At 59.2% G+C, this 19331-nt stretch carries 17 protein-coding genes; 13 read left to right on the top strand and 4 right to left on the bottom strand.

Annotated features, from left to right (window positions below):
- Nucleotides 1-25 precede the first annotated feature (25 nt).
- From HDF09_RS03620 to HDF09_RS03590, 7 genes are all read left to right on the top strand, one after another.
- Nucleotides 26-679 carry a TetR/AcrR family transcriptional regulator gene (locus tag HDF09_RS03620; RefSeq protein WP_183761563.1) on the top strand — a complete coding sequence of 218 codons (654 nt, stop codon included), beginning with the start codon at nt 26-28 and terminating at the stop codon, nt 677-679.
- 132 nt (nt 680-811) lie between these two features.
- Nucleotides 812-2602: an AMP-dependent synthetase/ligase gene (locus tag HDF09_RS03615; RefSeq protein ID WP_183761560.1), complete on the top strand. Its 1791-nt coding sequence runs from the start codon at nt 812-814 to the stop codon at nt 2600-2602.
- Nucleotides 2571-3431 (top strand): HAD family acid phosphatase, encoded by an 861-nt coding sequence (locus tag HDF09_RS03610; RefSeq protein WP_260180902.1) that lies wholly within the window; start codon nt 2571-2573, stop codon nt 3429-3431. Before HDF09_RS03615 ends, HDF09_RS03610 begins: the two co-directional genes overlap by 32 nt.
- Nucleotides 3432-3453: 22 nt before the next feature.
- Nucleotides 3454-4491 (top strand): MBL fold metallo-hydrolase, encoded by a 1038-nt coding sequence (locus tag HDF09_RS03605; RefSeq protein ID WP_260180901.1) that lies wholly within the window; start codon nt 3454-3456, stop codon nt 4489-4491.
- Nucleotides 4492-4635: 144 nt separating this feature from the next.
- Nucleotides 4636-5676: a 6-phosphofructokinase gene (locus HDF09_RS03600; protein ID WP_183761557.1), complete on the top strand. Its 1041-nt coding sequence runs from the start codon at nt 4636-4638 to the stop codon at nt 5674-5676.
- 112 nt (nt 5677-5788) lie between these two features.
- The gene (locus tag HDF09_RS03595) at nt 5789-6043 is read left to right on the top strand and encodes a helix-turn-helix domain-containing protein (RefSeq protein ID WP_183761554.1); all 255 of its coding nucleotides are present in this window, start codon (nt 5789-5791) and stop codon (nt 6041-6043) included.
- Between the two features lie 5 nt (nt 6044-6048).
- Complete coding sequence (locus HDF09_RS03590; protein ID WP_183761552.1) at nt 6049-6252, top strand: hypothetical protein; 204 nt, start codon at nt 6049-6051, stop codon at nt 6250-6252.
- Between the two features lie 60 nt (nt 6253-6312).
- Here the strand turns inward: HDF09_RS03590 and HDF09_RS03585 are convergent, their stop codons facing one another.
- A complete protein-coding gene (locus tag HDF09_RS03585) occupies nt 6313-7188 on the bottom strand; it encodes a metallophosphoesterase (RefSeq protein ID WP_183761549.1) in 876 nt (291 codons plus the stop codon).
- 87 nt (nt 7189-7275) lie between these two features.
- Here HDF09_RS03585 and HDF09_RS03580 point away from each other — a divergent pair, with 87 nt between their 5' ends.
- The 6 genes from HDF09_RS03580 to HDF09_RS03555 all read left to right on the top strand — a co-directional run bounded on the left by HDF09_RS03580 (nt 7276) and on the right by HDF09_RS03555 (nt 14121).
- Complete coding sequence (locus HDF09_RS03580) at nt 7276-8349, top strand: M24 family metallopeptidase (protein WP_311718569.1); 1074 nt, start codon at nt 7276-7278, stop codon at nt 8347-8349.
- 39 nt (nt 8350-8388) lie between these two features.
- Nucleotides 8389-8889 (top strand): acetyl-CoA carboxylase biotin carboxyl carrier protein, encoded by a 501-nt coding sequence (accB, locus tag HDF09_RS03575; protein ID WP_183763271.1) that lies wholly within the window; start codon nt 8389-8391, stop codon nt 8887-8889.
- A 63-nt stretch (nt 8890-8952) separates the two neighbouring features.
- On the top strand, nt 8953-10308 hold the full coding sequence (gene accC / locus HDF09_RS03570; protein ID WP_183761544.1) for an acetyl-CoA carboxylase biotin carboxylase subunit: 1356 nt from the start codon (nt 8953-8955) through the stop codon (nt 10306-10308).
- A complete protein-coding gene (gene thiE / locus HDF09_RS03565) occupies nt 10309-10941 on the top strand; it encodes a thiamine phosphate synthase (protein ID WP_183761540.1) in 633 nt (210 codons plus the stop codon).
- A gap of 35 nt (nt 10942-10976) precedes the next feature.
- Nucleotides 10977-12557, top strand: a complete 1581-nt coding sequence (locus HDF09_RS03560; protein ID WP_221270041.1) for an APC family permease — start codon at nt 10977-10979, stop codon at nt 12555-12557.
- Nucleotides 12558-12588: 31 nt separating this feature from the next.
- Nucleotides 12589-14121, top strand: a complete 1533-nt coding sequence (locus HDF09_RS03555) for an amino acid permease (RefSeq protein WP_183761537.1) — start codon at nt 12589-12591, stop codon at nt 14119-14121.
- A gap of 91 nt (nt 14122-14212) precedes the next feature.
- Here the strand turns inward: HDF09_RS03555 and HDF09_RS03550 are convergent, their stop codons facing one another.
- From HDF09_RS03550 to HDF09_RS03540, 3 genes are all read right to left on the bottom strand, one after another.
- Entirely contained in the window at nt 14213-16840 is a 2628-nt protein-coding gene (locus tag HDF09_RS03550) for a hypothetical protein (protein ID WP_260180900.1), read from the bottom strand.
- 71 nt (nt 16841-16911) lie between these two features.
- On the bottom strand, nt 16912-17670 hold the full coding sequence (locus HDF09_RS03545) for an ABC transporter ATP-binding protein (protein WP_311718565.1): 759 nt from the start codon (nt 17668-17670) through the stop codon (nt 16912-16914).
- Between the two features lie 129 nt (nt 17671-17799).
- The gene (locus tag HDF09_RS03540; protein WP_183761534.1) at nt 17800-19200 is read right to left on the bottom strand and encodes an efflux RND transporter periplasmic adaptor subunit; all 1401 of its coding nucleotides are present in this window, start codon (nt 19198-19200) and stop codon (nt 17800-17802) included.
- Nucleotides 19201-19331: the final 131 nt, after the last annotated feature.

Genomic DNA, 19331 nt, shown 5'->3' with positions numbered 1-19331 from the left:
AGTGGCGGCACCGGAGATTTCCGGTTTGAGGCCTGGACTGAAACGATTAGCGAAGAAGACGAGGCCTGATTCGATCAAGGCAGATGTGCCGGCAACGGGACCCGGAAGCGAAAAATATCAGCGCATTCTGGATGCGGCGGTGGAGGTGATCGCCGAGCATGGCTATTTCAGCTCGCCGGTGAGTGCGATTGCGAAGCGCGCCGGGGTGGCGGATGGGACGATCTATCTCTACTTCAAGAGTAAGGATGACGTGCTGCGGACGGCGATCGACTCGACCTTCGATAAGTTTCATCGGCAGGTGGAGGAGGAGTTCAAGACGCTGCATGGGCCTCGCGAGCAGTTGGAATATATCGCGCAGGTTCATCTGGAGAGCCATGCGGTGAATCGCAGTATGGCGGTGCTGATGCAGACCGAGGTGCGGCAGAGTGCGAGGTTCATCGCGGAGTTCTCGCATCATCATCTGGTGAAGTACATCCAGGTGGTGCGCGAGGTGGTGCGGAGGGGGCAGCAGGAGGGGATCTTTCGGCGCGATGTTTCGGATGGCGTGGTGGCTCACTGCATGTTCGGTGCGATTGATGAGCTGTTGAGTTCCGCTGTGTTTACGGGGCGGGTCTATGATTCGAAGGCGACGGCTGCGCAGGTGATGGATGTGCTGTTGAGCGGGATTCAGGCGAGATGACGGATTTGAAGGTTGGGTAGAAGAAGAACCGCGAACGATTGCGCTGGCGGTTTCGGGAAGCATGGCTTCAGGCGGCCAGGTTCCAGTGTTGAAAGAATAGAGATGGAGCAGCATTAGATTTTGGGAGAGACGATGTTCGATTTTGTGACGTTGAATGATGTGCTGGAGAAGGCTACTGGTTGGGGCAGTCGGGCGGTGATGATGGGGCAGGGCGCAGATGGGGCGTGGAAGCCGATTACTTCGGACGAGCTTTATGGGCGGGTACGGGCGCTGGTGGAGGTGCTTCGCGGCTGGGGCGTGGGGAAGGGCGATCGCGTGGCGATTCTCTCGGAGAATCGGTGGGAGTGGCCGGTGACGGACTTTGCGACGCTGGCGATTGGAGCGGTGGATGTGCCGCTTTATCCGACGCTGACGCCGGAGCAGATTGGGTATATGTTGCGGGACTCGGGAGCGAAGGTGGCGGTGCTGTCGTCGCGGGAGCAATACGACAAGCTTGCGGCGGCGGGGGATCTGCCGGAGCTGGAGCGTGTGGTGGTGATGGATGCGGGAGAGTTTGCGAATGCGGAGAGCTTTGGCGCGCTGATGGAGCAAGCGACGGCGAAGCAGCAGAAGGATGCTGGCTTCGATGGAATGTTGAAGACGGTGAAGCCAGAGGATCTGGCGACGATTATCTACACATCGGGCACAACGGGAGAGCCGAAGGGCGTGATGCTGACGCATGGAAACATGACGAGCAATGTGAACTTCTCGACGGGCAAGATGGGATTTTCGGAGAAGGATAGCTGCATCTCGTTTCTGCCGCTGTCGCATGTGACGGCTCGGCATACGGACTATGCGCTGCTGTGTCATGGGGTGAAGCTGGCCTACTGTCCGAAGTTCGACCAACTGGCGCCGGCGATGCAGGCGGTGAAGCCTACGGTGTTTCTTGCGGTGCCGCGGGTGTATGAAAAGATTCGACAGGCAGTGGAGGGGAAGTCGGCTGCGTCGCCGGCGAAGTTGAAGATACTGCGCTGGGCGCTGGGAGTGGGGAAGAAGCATCGGGCGGAGATATTGGTTGGGAAGACGCCTCGTTCGCTGAGCTGGAAGATGGCGAACAAGCTGGTGTTCTCGAAGATTCGCGAGGCGTTTGGCGGGCGGGCGGAGGTGTTTATCTCGGGCGGTGCGCCGCTGGGGATGGATTCTGCCGGGTGGTTCGCGGATGTGGGGATACGGATCTTTGAAGGGTATGGGTTGACGGAGACCTCGCCTGTGATTGCGGTGAACTATCCGGAGGCTCATCGGATTGGGACGGTTGGGCAAGCTTTGAAGAATGTGGAGTGCCGATTTGCGGCGGATGGCGAGCTGGAGGTGAGGGGGCCTTCGGTGTTTGTGGGGTATTGGAAGAAGGAGAAAGAGACTGCCGAGGCGTTTACTGCCGATGGGTGGTTCAAGACTGGCGATATCGGGAATATCGATAAGGATGGGTACCTGTCGATTACGGACAGGAAGAAGGAGCTGCTGAAGACTAGTGGTGGAAAGCTGATTGCTCCGCAGCCGATTGAGAATAAGCTGAAGGCGAATGTGCTGGTGGCGCATGCTGCTCTGGTGGGGGATAGGCACAAGTTTGCGTGCGTGCTGATTTCGCCGAACTTTGCGGCGCTTGAGGGATGGGCGAAGGGGCAGGGGATCGCCGCTGGTGACCATGCGGCTCTGGTGAAGGACGCGAAGGTGGTGAAGGCTTACCAGGAGATCGTGGATAAGGTGAACATGGGGCTGGCGAACTTTGAGAGTATGAAGCGGATGAGCTTGGTTGCAGAGGAGTGGAGCGTGGAGGATGGAACGTTGACGCCCAGCATGAAGCTGAAGCGGCGGGTGGTGGAGCAGAAGTACGCGAAGGAGATTGGAGATTTCTATGCGGATGAGGCGACTGCGTCGAAGGGGTGAGTTGAGTGCTGTAGGAGCTGGCGTGTTGCGCGTGGTGAGTGTGGTGGCGCTGGCTGGTGGAGTTTGTCTGGCGCAGATTGTGCCGCCGGTTTGTGCGGTTCCGGCGGGGAAGCAGGCGGCTAGTCTGCGGCCTCAGGTGGGGCCGAGACCTACGGTGGAAGCCGCGGTGGCTACGGCGGAGACGGCGGCTGCTGATCCAACGATGGTGGTGGCGGCCGAGCCGATGGAGAACTTCGGTGTGGCGCGGTATCGGCTGTCAGACTATGCCGATTGCGTGGGGACGGGTGGGTGTTACTGGGCGGACCTGGATGCGCAAGCCAAGCGGGCGGAGGCTGAGTTGAAGAGGCTGATCGCTACGGAGAAGGCTGGCGAGAAGCTGGCTCTGGTGCTGGATATCGATGAGACTTCGCTGACGAACTACTGCGAGATGAAGCGGGAGGACTACGGATTTATCTCGGTGCCGTTCAATGAGTGGGCGGTCTCCGCAGAGGCGGATATGGCGATACCGGGGACGCTTCGGCTGTTCAACGAAGCTCGTGGTGCGGGGCTGGAGGTCTTCTTCATTACGGGGCGGCCGGGGGAGCAGAAGGCTGCGACGGCGAGGAACCTGGAGGCTGCGGGGTATCGTGGATGGAAGGGGCTTGCGCTGCGAGAGGGGCCTGAGAAGACGATGGCTACGGTCGCCTACAAGAGCGAGGAGCGGAGGAAGATTGTGGATGCGGGATATCGGATTGTGATGAGCGTGGGGGATCAGTGGAGTGACCTGAATGGGGAGCCCAGAGCGGAAATCAGCGTAAAACTGCCGAATCCCTTTTACTATTTGCCTTAGGGGTTTTGCAGGGGGGCTTGATTTGGGGACTTTAGTATCCGGTGATACGACGATGCTGCGGCGAGCGAGTAAGGTGGGGCGGAGGTTTGTGAATCCCGTGCCTACCGTGATTGGTGGGTTGAGCACGATCTTCAAGGTGCTGCCGCACTATTTGTTCAATAAGGCGGAGACGGTGCCGGCGAAGGCACTGGGGCCGTTCACGACCGATGTCTCCGTGTATGCTGCCGCGCCGGCCAGCGGTCTGCGGGTGACCTGGATGGGGCACTCGTCTTTGTTGATGGAGATTGATGGGTTGCGAGTGCTGATCGATCCGATGTGGGATGAACGCGCCTCTCCGACGCGATGGATGGGGCCGAAGAGATTTTTTGCTGCTCCGATGCGGCTGGAGGAGTTGCCCGCTGTGGATGTGGTGTTGGTGTCGCACGACCACTTCGACCATTTGGGCGAGGCTACGATTCGTGGATTGGCGCGGCTCGATTCGATGCGTGAGGCGAAGTGGGTGACTTCGTTGGGAGTGGGGGAGCTACTGCAGGGGTTTGGCGTCGATGCCGGGAGGGTCACGGAGCTGGATTGGACGCAGAGTATCTCAGTGGGTGGGGTGGAGATCATTGCGGTTCCGTCGCGGCACTTCTCCGGAAGGAGTCTGTTTAATCGATTCGAGACGCTCTGGTCTGCGTTTGTGTTCCGGGGGCCGAAGCATAATGTCTACTTTGGCGCGGACTCGGGATGGTGGGACGGGTTTGCAGAGATTGGCGCTGTGTATGGGCCGTTCGATCTTACGATGCTGGAGATTGGAGCGTTCGATGCGTTGTGGGACGGGATTCATCTTGGGCCGGATGGTGCGGCGCGTGCGTTTGAGGCGCTGGGCGGCAAGGGTCTGATGATGCCGATTCACTGGGGGCTCTTCGATCTGGCGCTACATGCCTGGCGGCAGCCGATCACGCGACTGCTGGAGTTGGCGGAGGAGCGCGGGATTCGGTTGTGGGCTCCTGAGCCGGGACGAGCGACCGAGGTTGTGGGTGGGGTCGAGGTGCGGTCGGATTGGTGGAAGGTCAAGTAGTTCCGGTAGTTCCGGGAAAGCCTCAGTGGATGATGGCTCTTTTGAGACTCGTTCCTGTCGAAATCTCTCGCGTCCTGCTTCATAAAATGAGACCGCCGATAAGGCTGCTGTATGATTTTGCCGTTGTCGAAAAGGAGAATTTTGATGCGGATTGGGATGTTGACTGGCGGCGGGGATTGTCCTGGGCTGAATGCTGTGATTCGGGCGGCGGTGCGTAAGGGGATCCTGCACCATGGGGATGAGTTTGTCGGGTTTATGGAGGGCTGGCGCGGGGTGCTGGATGATGTGACGATGCCGCTTACGCTCGAGACGACGTCGGGGATTCTGCATCGGGGTGGGACGATTCTGCGGTCTTCACGGACAAATGTGAAGAAGATTCCGGGTGGGTTTGAGAAGTGCGTTGAGGTGCTGGGGAAGCACAAGCTCGATGCCCTGATTGCGCTGGGCGGGGACGATACGCAGTCGATCAGTCTGGCTCTGAGCGAGAAGGGCGTGAAGTGCGTTGGCGTGCCGAAGACGATCGATAACGATTTGAATGGGACTGATGCCTGCTTTGGGTTCGATACGGCTGTGGGGATTGCTACGGAGGCGGTGGACCGGCTGCACTCGACTGCGGAGGCGCATAACCGCGTGATGGTGTGCGAGGTGATGGGGCGCGATGCGGGGTGGATCGCGATTACGGCAGGCATTGCCGGCGGCGCGGATGTGATTCTTGTGCCCGAGGTGCCGATCGACATTGAAGAGGTCTGCCGGTTGGTGAAGTATCGCCGCGAGCATGGGAAGAAGTTTTCGATTGTGGTGGCGGCCGAGGGGGCGCAGTTTCCGGAGACGGGGCAGGCGACTCATGGGACGGCTGTCGATTCGTTTGGCCATGCGCGGCTCAGCGGGATTGGACAGGCGCTGGCGGAGGAGATTGAGAAGAGGACCGGGTATGAGACACGCAGCGTGAACCTGGGGCATACACAGCGGGGTGGGACGCCTTCGGCCTATGACCGGATGCTGGCGACGCGGTATGGCGTGGCGGCGATCGACCTAGTTCATGCGGGCAAGTTCGGCCGTCTGGTGGTACTGATGGGGACTGCGATCACAGATATTCCACTGGCGGACGCGATTGCCAAGACGAGGACGGTGGGGGAGGACTTACTGGCGGTGATGAAGGGGTTACAGCCGTTAGCTTCCAGTTAACAAGGGCGATTTTTGTTGTGCCGATAGACAAAAGGGGGTACAAAGAGGGTGCTGGGTGATGCTCTGCATCCGGCATCCACTTTGCACTGCTTTCGTCGAACGGAGACTTGTGATGGCTGTGTCGGTACAGGCAACGGTGCGTGAGGTGATGGACATCCGGCAGGCGTCGGAGTATCTGGGGATCAGCGGGGACACGCTGTACCGGTATGCTTCGGAGGGGTTTATTCCGGCGTTCAAGCTGGGAAATCGGTGGAGATTCAAGAAGACGCTCATGGATGCGTGGATGGATGAGAAGTCGGGCGTGAAGCCGCCTACGCCGATTGCTGTGATGCCAAAACAAAAGAAGCCGGTTGCGAGGGCGCGGTAGGCGGATTGATCAGACTTCTGGCGTTTCACATCGACGGGTATATCGTCCTGTTTGGAGCTGTCGCGGTGGCAGCGTTCTGGTTTGCGATTCAGCTTTGCTGGTCGGCTGCCGGCAAACCCTGGTATGGCGTGGTGGGACGACTGGCGGGGGCTGTGGCGCTGCTTGCGCTGGGAGTGGTGATGATTTTTTTTACTGCCTTCGGGAGCTGACGGAAGGCTTTTCCTTGTTGAGCTGGAGATGCGAGTCGCTGTGCGTATGGCACTCGCGGCTTAGGCTGGCTGGAGGGTGATGACCGTGATCTCCGGGGGGCAGTTGAGGCGGAAGGGAAGTCCGACTGTGCCGATGCCGCGATTCACGTAGAGCTGCATTCGATTGAACTGGTAGTGACCTTCGGGATATTTTTCGCCTAGTGGAGGCAGGATGAGTGGGCCGAGGAAGGGCAGACGGACCTGGCCGCCGTGGGCGTGGCCGGAGAGCATGAGATCGACGAGTGGGCCGCTGGGATGGGTGACGACTGTGTCGGCGTAGTCGGGCTCGTGGGCCATGAGAATGACCGGACCGTCGGGTTTTTTGGGGATGGCGAGGTCGAGGTCGGGGGCACTGGTGCCGGGGTCGTCGACGCCGCAGAGCCAGAGACGGGAGCCGTTACGTTCGATGGGGAGATAACGGTTGACCAGGACTGGCGTGCCGCGGCTGGAGAGAGCCTGGATGACCATGGGGGCGTTGACGGCTACGTCGTGATTGCCGAGGACGGCGTAGCGCAGAGGGGCGGTGAGGGTGGCGATGATCTCCGCACATCGGTGGGCGGCGTGTTTGCCGGCAATGAAGGTGATGGAGCCGTGGGTGATGAAGTCGCCGGTGAGAAGGACGAGGTCAGGCGATAGGGCGTTGACCTTGCGGATGATGCGCTCGAAGAAGAAGGGTTCGGTGTACTCGTCGAGGTGGATGTCGCTGAGTTGAACGATGCGGTAGCCGTGGAAGGCGGCGGGGAGATTCGCGATGGCGATGGGGCGTTGGACGACGTCGACTTCGTGGCGAGCGATCTCTCCGGAGTAGAGAGCCAGAGCTGCTGCGGCGGTCCCTGAGCCTATGAGGAACTTGCGTCGGGTAAAGCGCGACGGCTGAGCGGATTGAGAGCCGGGCATAGTCCTATGATACCGGTTGGAACGGTATGGGCCAAAGGCGAGTGCGGGACGATGGGGTTGGGTAGAATCAAAGTAATGAATTTTAGTTTGAGAAAGAAAAGAGCTGCGGCGGCGGCAAAGGCAGCTGGCGTCGATGGGATGCTGATCGCTCATCTGCCGGATGTTCGTTATCTGTGCGGGTTTACGGGTTCGAATGGGGTGCTGGCGTTGGTGGGTGGACGCGCGACGTTGTTTACCGATGGGCGGTACACCGTGCAGGCGCGGGCAGAGGCAGCCGGGACTAAGGTTGTGATTGCAAAGAAGCCTGCGGTGGTGGCGGCTTGTGAGTGGCTGGAGACTGCCAGGGTGCGGCGCTGTGGGTTCGACGCGGCGCACACGACGGTGGCGGGTTTGGAGACGATGCGGAAGGCGCTTTCGGCGAAGGTGCGGCGGGGGATGTTTGTGGCGGTGGGACCGGTGGTGGCGCGGATGCGTGAGGTGAAAGACGCCGACGAGGTGAAGCTGATACGCGCTGCTGCGTTGGTGGGGTGCGATCTGTTTGAGGGCATGCTGACGTATCTGGAGGCGGGGCGGACCGAGGTGGAGGTGGCGGCGACGCTGGAGTACGCGGCTAGGCTGGCGGGAGCGGAGGGGATGTCATTCGACACGATCGTTGCGAGCGGGGAGCGATCGGCGCTGCCGCATGGTCGAGCAACGGGGGCGAGGTTGCCGAAGCAGGGGTTCGTGACCTTGGACTTCGGTGTTATTCTCGACGGATATTGCAGCGATATGACTCGTACTGTGCACATAGGCAAGGCGTTGCCGGATGAGCGGGACGTGTATGATTCTGTGCTGGAAGCGCAGGAAGCCGCCGTCGCCGCTGTGGTGCCGGGAGTGACTGCCGGAGAGGTGGACGAGGCGGCAAGGAGCGTTTTGCGGAGGGTGAAGCTGGATAAGTACTTCAGTCACTCTACCGGGCATGGTGTTGGGCTGGAGATTCATGAAGGACCAAGGCTTGCGGCGAAGCAGACGCAGGTGTTAGAGCAGGGAATGGTGATTACAATCGAACCTGGTGTGTATATGCCGGGACGGTTCGGTTTGCGCATTGAAGATATGGTTTTAGTGACGGCTAATCGCGGCGAAGTTTTGACGCCCAGTGTGAAGGCCTGGATAGAGCTCTAAAAACGACATGGTGCCGGAAGAGGCACGGGAAGAGACATGATGGACGGAAATAAGTTGAATGAGCTGCGCGAACTGGTCGAGTTTTTGAAGGCGAACGAGATCGCCGAGTTCGATATGGAGCAGGACGACCTGAAGGTGCGGATCAAGTTCGCGGGTGAGCCTGCTGCCGCTGCTCCTGCTGGCGGATTTGATATGGCGCAGTTGAGCCGATTGATGGCGTCGGCGCCTGCTCCTGCAGCGGTTCCGGCTGCTGCAGCTGTGGTTGCGGCTGCTGCTCCGGCTGCTGAGGTTGAGGAGAAGCTGCATGAGGTGAAGTCGCCGATTGTGGGAACGTTCTATGAGTCGCCGTCGCCGGGCGCGCCTGCGTTTGTGAAGGTGGGCGATCAGGTGGAAGTGGGACAGGTGCTCTGCATCGTCGAGGCCATGAAGCTGATGAATGAGATTGAGTCCGATGTGGCCGGCGAAGTGGTGAAGCGAATCGCAGCGAGCGGGCAGCCGGTGGAGTATGGACAGGCGCTGTTTGCCATCAAGGCGCGATAAGAGACGTAGCGATTCGTCAGCAAAAGATTCGTCAGCAAAGATCGATGGAAGGCACCTGCATTTATGTTTCGTAAGGTATTGATTGCCAATCGTGGGGAGATTGCACTGCGCGTGATCAGCGCCTGCAAGGAGATGGGTATCCGCACGGTTGCGGTGTATAGCGAGGCCGATCGGAACTCGCTGCATGTGCGGTTTGCCGATGAGGCGATCTGCATTGGGCCTCCGCGTTCGGCTGATAGCTATCTGAATGTGCCTGCGGTGATCTCGGCGGCTGAGATTGCGGATGTTGACGCGATTCACCCTGGGTACGGGCTGCTGAGTGAGAATGCAAACTTCGCCGAGGTGTGCCGCGCGTCGAACATCAAGTTCATCGGACCTCCGCCCGAGGTGACGCGGATGATGGGCGAGAAGTCCACGGCGCGCCAGACGATGAAGAAGGCGAAGGTGCCGATTTTACCGGGGTCGGATGGCGTGATTGCCGACGAAAATGAGGCGCTCGACTGGGCGAAGGATGTGGGATATCCGGTGATTCTAAAGGCGGTCGCGGGTGGCGGCGGTCGCGGGATGCGCATCTGCCGGAATAAAGAAGAGCTGCCGGGGATGTATCAGCAGGCTTCGACCGAGGCATCGAATGCGTTCGGGAACGGCGATATGTACATGGAGAAGTTCATTGAGCGGCCCCGGCATATCGAGTTCCAGGTGCTGGCCGATGAGCATGGCAATGTGATGAGTCTTGGGGAGCGTGAGTGCTCGATTCAGCGACGACACCAGAAGTTGATTGAAGAGGCGCCGAGTTTGATGGTGACACCCAAGCTTCGAGAAGAGCTGGGCAAGACGATCAAGCGGGCGCTGGAGAATATTGGTTATTGGAATGCCGGGACGATTGAGTTTTTGATGGATGAGGATGGCAAGATCTACTTCATCGAGATGAACACTCGGATTCAGGTGGAGCATTGTGTAACCGAGATGGTTACAGGAATTGACCTTGTGAAGGCGCAGCTAAGGATCGCTGCAGGCGAGAAGCTGACGTCGATCATTACGCGTCCGGTGGAGATTCGCGGACATGCTATCGAGTGCCGGATCAATGCGGAGCATCCGGAGAAGTTCACGCCTAGCGCAGGGAAGATTACGGCTTTCAATCTGCCGGGCGGTAACGGGGTGCGGGTGGATACTGCCCAATACGCTGAGGGATTTGTGCCGCCCTACTATGACTCTCTGATTGCGAAGCTGATCTGCCATGGATCGGATCGCGAAGATGCGATGAACAAGATGCAGCGGGCGCTGAGCCAGTTTGTGGTGCGAGGAATTCATACGACGATTCCGCTGCATGAGAAGATCTTTGCGGATAAAGAGTTTCGGTCGGGGCAGTTCGATACGAAGTTTATGGAGCGATTCTTCGAGCGGCAGAAGGAAAGCTAGGTGGGGACCCCGCTACCGCGTTTGTATCCGATTGTGGACGATGGTTTTCTGACGGGTCGCGGATTGGCGGTTGAAGGATTTGCGAAGGAGCTAAAGGCAGCTGGGGTTGGGCTGCTTCAGTATCGCAACAAGTCGGGCGGTCCTCAGGAGGTTTTGCGGGTTGCCGCGCTTATTCGCGATGCGATGGCTGGCAGTGAGTGCCGGTTGATTCTGAATGATCGAGCGGACCTTGCCGTGATTGCTGGGTGGGATGGAGTTCATGTGGGGCAGGAGGATCTATCGCCTGATGATGCACGCCGGGTTGTGGGAGTGGAGCGCTGGGTTGGGGTTTCGACTCATACGGAGGAGCAGGTTCGGCTGGCGGAGTTGAGTTGCGCGGATTATGTTGCCGTAGGGCCGGTGTTTGCTACGGGGACGAAGCTTGACGCGGAGCCGGTGATTGGGTTGGTGGGTGTTGCGCTGGCGCGGACGCTGACGAAGAAGCCGATTGTAGCGATTGGCGGAGTTACGCGGGCGAATGCGCGAAGTGTGATCGATGCCGGGGCGGATTCGGTTGCGGTGATCAGCGCGTTGATTGCTGAGGGGGAGTCGGTTGAGAAAGTGGCGAGAGACTTTCTCGATGTTTTACGGTAGAACTGACGAACGTGAATCTTGTGAAAAAAAATGAAATGGACACCCCTGTGTTGACGGCTGAAGGCGAAGGAATGTCGTCGTCTCCTCAGTTTGTACAGGGGATGGGGCTGTTTTCGGCGACGGCGATTGTGATGGGCTCGATGATCGGGTCGGGCATCTTTATTGTGTCGGCGGATATGTCGCGTGGGCTGGGGTCGCCAGCGTTGCTGATTGCGGCCTGGCTGGTGACGGCGCTGATGACCATTATTGGCGCGCTGAGCTATGGAGAGCTGGCGGCGATGATGCCTAAGGCCGGTGGGCAGTATGTTTATCTGCGCGAGGCGCTGGGGCCGTTGTGGGGTTTTCTCTATGGGTGGACGCTGTTCCTGGTGATCCAGACGGGGACGATTGCGGCAGTAGGAGTCGCGTTCGGGAAGTTTCTTGGGGTCTTCTTTCCGAGTGTGAGCGGGCAGAATTGGATCTGGCATATCGGGCATGTTCCACCGTGGCATGTGGGGCCGATGGTGCTGGGCAACATGGATATTGGATTGAATACGGCGAACCTGTCGGCGATTGTAGTGATTACGCTGCTGACGCTGCTGAATACGTTAGGCGTGAAGATGGGTGCGGCGGTGCAGAATGTCTTTACTTCCGCGAAGGTTCTGGCGTTGGCGGCGGTGGTGCTGGTGGGTGTGCTAGCGAAGAACTCTGTTGCTGTGGCGGCAAACTTTGGCACGGGCTGGCATAACTTCTGGGCAGGGGCTGGATTGCATACTACGCACGCGGTGCAGGTCGGTGTGGGTGGCCCGACGGCTTATGTTGGAGTGCTGACGATTGTAGCGGTGGTGCAGGTGGGGTCGCTGTTCAGCTCGGATGCGTGGAACAACGTTACGTTCACGGCAGGGGAGATCAGGAATCCGAAGAGGAATCTTCCGCTGTCGCTGGCCATTGGCACGGGCGTGGTGCTGCTGCTGTATGTGCTTTGCAACTTTGTTTATCTGAGTGTGCTGCCGCTGGCAGGCGACGCGGGGGCGACGACGATTGTCGGGCGCGGGATTCAGTTTGCCTCGGAAGACAGGGTTGCGACGGCGGTGATGGAGCAGGCCTTTGCGGGCTACGGCGCGAAGCTGATGGCTGCGGCGATTTTGATCTCGACGTTTGGATGTGTGAACGGAATGCTGCTGGCGGGTGCGCGGGTGTACTACGCGATGAGCCGGGATGGGCTGTTTTTTAAATCGGTGGGGAGGCTGAGTGAGAGGTCGAAGACGCCGGTGAACTCGCTTTGGGTGCAGTGGGCCTGGACCTGTCTGCTGTGCCTGTCGGGAAGCTATGGTCAGCTGCTGGATTACGTGATCTTTGCCGTGCTGGTCTTTTATATTTTGACGATTGCGGGACTGTTTGTGCTTCGGCGCACTCGGCCGTCGGCGGTGCGACCTTACCGGGCGTTTGGATATCCTGTGCTGCCGGCGTTGTATATCGTGATGGCGCTGTGGATTTGTGCAGTACTATTGCGTTACAAACCTCAATACACTTGGCCGGGCCTGGTTCTCGTTCTGCTGGGGATCCCGGTGTATCTGTTGTGGACACGGATGCCACGTACGGTTGGGATGGATATTGCAGCAAAGGAAGAGTCGTAAACAGTTTCAGGAAAGTGGAGAAAAGGAATCAATGGCGAAGCTGCTGGCAGTCAAACCCCTCTCTCGTTTGTTGAAGGAGGCGGAGAATGAGGGTGAGAGTGGACTCAAACGTACGCTGGGCCCCCTGAATCTGATTACGCTGGGAATTGGGGCGATCATCGGTGCCGGGATCTTTGTGCTGACAGGTCAGGCTGCGGCGAAGCATGCAGGGCCGGCGGTTATGTTGAGCTTCGTCGTAGCTGGTATTACCTGCGCGTTTGCCGGTCTTTGCTACGCGGAGTTTGCTTCGCTGATTCCGATTGCTGGCTCGGCGTATACGTATGGCTACGCGACGCTCGGCGAGTTTGTGGCGTGGATCATTGGATGGGATCTGGTGCTGGAGTATGCGTTTGGCGCGGCTACGGTGGCTTCGGGATGGAGCGGGTACTTTGTCGGGCTGCTGCAGGACTTCCATATTCATATTCCGCCGCAGCTGACGACGACACCGGGAAATGTGCTGTATCTGTATCACGATCGCTGGCAGGCGCTGGCGGCTTTGCCCGCAGGGATCGATGCTTCGGCGCTGCCGCATGTGGCCGGGGTCTTCAACCTGGTGGCATTTCTGGCGATTACGGTGATTACGACGATCCTGATCATAGGGATTCAAGAGTCGGCCAATCTGAATACTGCGATTGTGATCGTGAAGCTGAGCGTCGTTGGAGTTTTTCTGGTGCTGGGGATTGGGTACATCCTGCATCATCCGGCGGAGGCTCATGCGAACTGGACTCCGTTTATACCGCCAAGCCAGGGGCCGGGAGCTTTTGGCATCGGCGGCATAACGGCAGGGGCAGCTTCGATCTTCTTTGCGTATATAGGGTTTGACGCGGTGTCGACGGCGGCGCAGGAGGCGAAGAATCCGAAGCGTGATATGCCGATCGGCATTCTGGGGTCGCTGGTGATCTGCACGCTGCTCTATATCGTTGTCTCGGGCGTGTTGACTGGGTTGGTGAACTACAAGGCATTGAACGTCGGCGATCCGGTTGCGGTCGGTATCGATGTAACAGGTGTTCGGTGGGGCAGCATTCTGGTGAAGATTGGCGCTGTGTTCGGTCTTGCGACTGTGATGCTGGTGATGCTGCTGGGTCAGTCTCGCGTCTTCTTTTCGATGTCGCGGGATGGACTTCTGTGGAAGTGGGCTGGGGTGATTCATCCTAAGTTCCGGACCCCGTGGATCTCGAACATCGTGGTGGGGGCGATCGTTGCGTTTATGCCGGCGCTTTTGCCCATCGATAAGTTGAGCGAGTTGGTAAATATGGGCACACTGTTGGCGTTTGCGATCGTCTGCGCAGGCGTTTGGATCTTGCGGCGGCGCAATCCCGATCTGCATCGGCCGTTCAAGACGCCACTGGTTCCTCTGGTGCCGATACTCGGCATCCTCAGTGCGTTGTATCTGGTTTGGACTTTGCCAACGCTGACCAAGGTTGTGGTCTTGGGTTGGCTCGCATTTGGACTGCTGATCTACTTCACCTATAGCGTGAAGCATAGCAAGGTGCAGAAGGCGATTCGCGACGGCGTTGTTGAGTAGGCCTTTGCAGAGGTGTGTCGGAGTTGCTTTGCCGAACTCCGACACACCCGCAGCCTCGTCGGCCTTTTGCCGAGCAGAAGACGGCCAGCGGTTAGTTTTTGGGTAGGAATTTTGGGTTGGATGCTGTAGTGGAGGCGCTTGGCGGCGAGGATGCTGCTTGTGGCAGGATGGGTAGCGTTACAGTGTTCGCGGCCGTGGGGTCATCGCGCAGGCGAAGAAAGAAGCCGGTCTTGGCTGGGTGCGGCAACGTGAGAGTGGTACCGACGAAGCCCTCCGGAACCGTGGTGGGCGATGTGAAGGCGGAGTCGGTGGCGATAGAGTCGACGAGATAGAGGCTGGAGCCGGTGACGGTGCAGGGTTGGGCGGTGTCCGCCGGGCAGTGAAGGTCTTTGAGGGTCGGGAGGCGGACGAGAGTGACCAGCGGGAGCCAGTCGCCTGTGGTTCCGTCAGGAGAGACGGGGCGAAGGCGGAGTGGGCCAAAGGCGGAGGCGCCAAAGTCTTTGAGGGGATCCAGGGTGGCCAGGATGGTGTGCGGGTTCTGAAGCACCAGGTTGCCGGAGGCGACGCTCAGGGTGGTGTGGAGGCTATCGTCGGCGTTCGACACTTCGATCTTTCCGGCGCGGGGGAAGGGGGCTATCGATTTCAGGGAGAAGGTGAGTTGCTGGTCGGCGGGCAGGTCGTCTTGGTCGGCCAGGTGGATGGGCGTTGTGGTCGATTGGCCGATGTTTTTGCTGAGAAGAGTAACGGAGGGACGTGGCGGCGAGACGGTGACGGGAAGGGTAAGGGTACGACCGTCTTTGAGTGAAAAGTTTGCGGTGAGATGATCGCCAACCCGGAGCTTGGGCGCCTGGCTGTTAGGCGGAAGGGTGAGGCGGAGTTGAGTGTCGGGGTTCACAGGCGCGGGTGTGGGAGTCGCGGTGTCCTGGTTGGATGGAATGTTTGGGGGGGCAGGAGTGAATACGAGGTTGTTGATGGTGAGCTGCTGGACCTGATCGAGGCTGGAGCCTGTGAGGTCGGCGGTGGTGTCGCCGGCATGGAGTTCGAGCGCGGTGAGGCGGGCGGGTTCGGAGTAAGTTTTGGCTGCGACGGTGTCGGCTTTGTCGTCGCCGAATTGCTTGATGGCGAGATGGAGGGAGCCGGGGTCGATGGATTTGAGGGAGACGGTGACATCGATCGCAGAGGGCTTGTCGGCAGGCTTCCACTTGGTTTCGACTAGTTTGCCTGTGCTGGTATCGAGAGAGATGGTGTCGACGCAGGCGGTGCCGGTGGAGCTCAACATGAGGTGATTTTCGCGTCCGGCAATCAGGACATCATCGTCGGCGAGCTTCCAGTCTTTGCCCGGGGAGTCCTGGAGCTTGAGGGTGGGGCCTTTGAAGGGGTCGAAACCCCAGAAGCCGGTGATGGTGCCGGTGATGGTGTTTGTGCCTGGATGCGCAGAAGCTGTTTCTGTGGGATGGGGTTCGGAGGGTGCGCTGGAGTTGGTGTTTGGTTTGGAGTCGGTATCTGAAGGGACGCTTGAATCGAGGGGCAGTGGCTTACGTGCGGGAAGGTGAGCGAGGACGAGACCGCCTCGAAAGGCGTCCGGAGTGACGGGAATGTCGGTGCCCCCGTTGGGGCCGTCGAGGTGGAGGACGAGATCGTGCGCTAGAGCTGTCGCGTAGACCAGAGGTGCGCCATCAACGGGAAGAGCCACTTCCGGTTTTAGCAGGCAGGAGATGGCTTCGGGGTTGGGCGAGCGCAGAGGCGGGGGAACTGCAGCCTGAATCGCGGGCAGACCGATAACGATGACGGATTTGGGGTTGTTGAAGGAGGGCGGGGTGTTGAGGCGGAGGTTGAGGGCGTCACCCTCCGGGAAGGCGATGGCGGGGATGTACTGATATTTGGCGGTGTGGAGGGTGCTGGTGATGCGGATGAGGTCAACGATGGCGCCGACGTATGGGCTATAGTTTCCGCCGCCGGCAAGCCTGGTATAGCTTGCCTGGTTGATGAGATCGGAGTTGGATCCGTCGTTGAGCGCGTCGGCGACAGACTGGCCGTGGCCGTCGTCTAAGAGGGTCTGATTTCCGGCCTGAGTGAGGCAGGTGGATTGAGTATCGACGGGGCGTTTGAAGCAGTCGCCGTTCGGTTTGAGGTTGAGGGTTCGGGAGAGGAGGTCGGAGTGCTCGGCGAGACCTTTGGCGTCTTCGGGCGGGACACGGCGGATGGCGGCGAGGTAGGTCTCGATACGGGCCTGTTCGAAGCCTGATTCGATGAGGTCTTGAGAGGCGCGGACGAAGATGCCAGGGCGGCCGCGAACCGCGGAGCGCAGGGTGCTGAAGTCGCCGCCGGTTTCGGGCGCAAGGAAAAGAATCACCTGCTGGGCCTCGGCGGGGACGGTGATGGTCACGCCCTCTTCGCGGACTTTTTTATTCCAGGTCTGGATCGCAAAAAACCAGTTGTCTGGCGGTGGATTGGTGGTTCCACGCAGGAAGGCGGCGACGAGAAGGTAGTGGACCGATTGCGTGGGTGGAAGGTCGGCGCGGAGCCAGATCTTGTCGCCTGGCTGCAGATTAGGGACCTGTGCAATGGGTAGAACTTTGCCGGAGCGGGTGACGTGTACATCTACCTTCGGCCCAGCCAGGTCAAAGCGCGCGGGGTCGGCGTGGAGCAGCGGACAGGCCAATAGGGTGGCAGCGAGAGTTCCAAGGAAGCGTGAGCGGCGAAACGCTTTTGCCATCATTCCATTTTAGACGGGAATGAGGTGGGTACGGATGTCACCGTGACACATTGAATCCGCAACTGACTTTGCAATTAGTTACGGACGCGCGTCGAGAGATGGTCGCCGGCGATGACGCCGTCGCGGATGGTGACGATGCGGTGGGCGTATTCGGCGATGTCGGGCTCGTGGGTGACGAGGATGATGGTGTTGCCCTTGGAGTGGAGGTCGTCGAAGAGGGCCATGATCTCGTCGCCGGTTTTGGAGTCGAGGTTGCCGGTGGGTTCGTCGGCGAGGATGATTGAGGGCTTGTTGACCAAAGCGCGGGCGATGGCGACGCGCTGACGCTGACCGCCGGAGAGTTCGTTGGGTTTGTGCATCATGCGAGTGCCGAGGCCTACCGACTCGAGGACACTCTTTGCACGCTCGGTGCGCGCAGCGGCTGGTGTGCCGTTGTAGATGAGGGGGAGCTCGACGTTGTGGAGCGAGGTGGCGCGGGCCAGCAGGTTGAAGGTCTGGAAGACGAAACCGATCTCCTTGTTTCGAATGCGGGCGAGTTCGTCGTCGTTTAGTTCGGAGACATCGTGGCCGTTGAGCCAGTACCGGCCTTGAGATGGCGAATCCAGGCAGCCGATGAGGTTCATCAGGGTTGATTTGCCGGAGCCGGAGGGGCCCATAATGGCAACGTACTCGTTGTGGCGGATGCGGAGGTTGACGCCGCGAAGGGCGTGCACCTGCTGGTCGCCCATCTCGTAGGTCTTCCAGAGATTGTCGGTGACGATGACGTCCCCGGGAGTAGGTCCGGAGGCGTTGCTGGTGCTGAGGTTGGATTCGAGTGCAGTTTCGATGGCCATCCGGTTCTCCGTGCTCCTACGTGTTTCAGGATAGTACGTTTGGGGTGGTGGGATGGTTCCGCGGTATTGACTGAGTCACTCCGAGAACAACAATTTTAAGACTTTTCGCCAATATTTCAGATTTTTTTCTTATGACTTGTCAGAGTCGCCTGCGGCTTCAACGCTGTTATCTACTTTGACGGAGGTTCCGCTCTTTAGTGTTCGCAGAATTCGATAGCGGCCAGTGACAATCTCATCGCCGTCTTTCAAACCACTGAGGACCTCGATATCTGTGGCTCCTGTGACCCCGGTAGTGACTGGAACGAAGATCGCGCGGCGTTTTTTGTGGTCTGTCTGGAGAACGTAAACTCCCTGGACCGGTTGAGGTTTGCGGTTGGGAGTGCTAGAGGCGGAGACGGCAACGACGCTTGCCTTGCCTGCGTTCGCTGCGAGTGCGGTTTCGACAGCCGTGTCACGCTGTACAAGCGCCTGGATAGGTATGGTGAGGGCATTCGGCTTGTGGGCAGTGGTGATCTTTGCCGTAGCGGAGAGGCCCGGACGAAGATCGTCGGAGGCCTGGTCTAGGGTGACGACGACCTTGAAGTCCTTGGCTTCCTCGGTGCCTGTGGTGCTTTGTGTGGTCGAGAGGCCGGTGGTTCGGAGGAGCGCCTGATCGCCGACCTCGGTGACGTGGCCTTTGAAGACCCGACCAGGCAGCGCGTCGACGGAGACATCAGCGGGCTGATTCAGGGAAATGTTGACGATGTCAGTTTCGTCGACCTTGACCTCGGCTGTAATGACGGACATATCGGCGAGGGTCATGATGGTGGATCCGCCAGCGTTCTGGATCCCAACGACGACAGTTTCGCCCTCACGTACGGGAACGTTGGTAACGAGCCCGTCGAAGGGGGCGCGGCTAATGGTTTTGTCGAGGGCGTCGAAATTTGCACGCTGACTGGCGACTGCCTGGTTCATGTGGCCGCGTTGCGATTCGGTCTGCGCGGTGGCTTGTGCAAGAGCTGCCTGTCTTTGGGCGAGGGTAGCGGAAGCCATGTCGTATGCGGCTTTCTTAGCGTCGAAGTCCTGTTTTGCGATCAGTTTTTCGTTGTACAAGGACTCCGCGCGGCCGAAGTCGAGTTTTTTCTGCTCGAGATCGGCTTTTCCCTGGGCTATGTTTGCTTCGGCGGTCTTTTCCGCGGCGATGTAGCTGGTGATGTCTGTGCGGGAGGAGGCGATGGTCGCTTGCTGGGCTGCGACGGTGGCCTGGGGTTGAACACTTTCGACCGTGGCGAGGGTCGCACCGGCTTTCACATGATCGCCTTCTTTGACATAGAGGTGGGTGATGCGCCCAAAGGCGGTGGCGCCGACGTTGACGTAGGTCTTCGGCTTGATCTGGCCGGTGCCGTTAACAACGGAGACCAGATCTTGATGGGCGGCCTTGGTGGTGGAGACTTTCGTGACGTTGGCCTGACCGTGAAGGATGGTACCAACGACGATGCCTGCGAGAACCAGGACCGCAACTACGATCAAGAGGATTTTCTTTATGCTCATTGCCGCTTTCTATCGCACCTCCGCGGCAGTGCAGAGGTGGCTGGGAGTCGGTGCTTGCTAAAGACTGTACGGAAGTGGAAGAAATTGCGTTCCGTGATCTTCCAAAACCTGAGTCAGATCACTTTACGAGA

This window comes from Edaphobacter lichenicola (genome assembly GCF_014201315.1).
In the GTDB taxonomy this organism is placed as follows: Bacteria; Acidobacteriota; Terriglobia; order Terriglobales; family Acidobacteriaceae; genus Edaphobacter; species Edaphobacter lichenicola_B.
The sequence above is the reverse complement of the archived record's forward strand: the minus strand, read 5'-3'. Positions and strand labels throughout refer to the sequence as shown.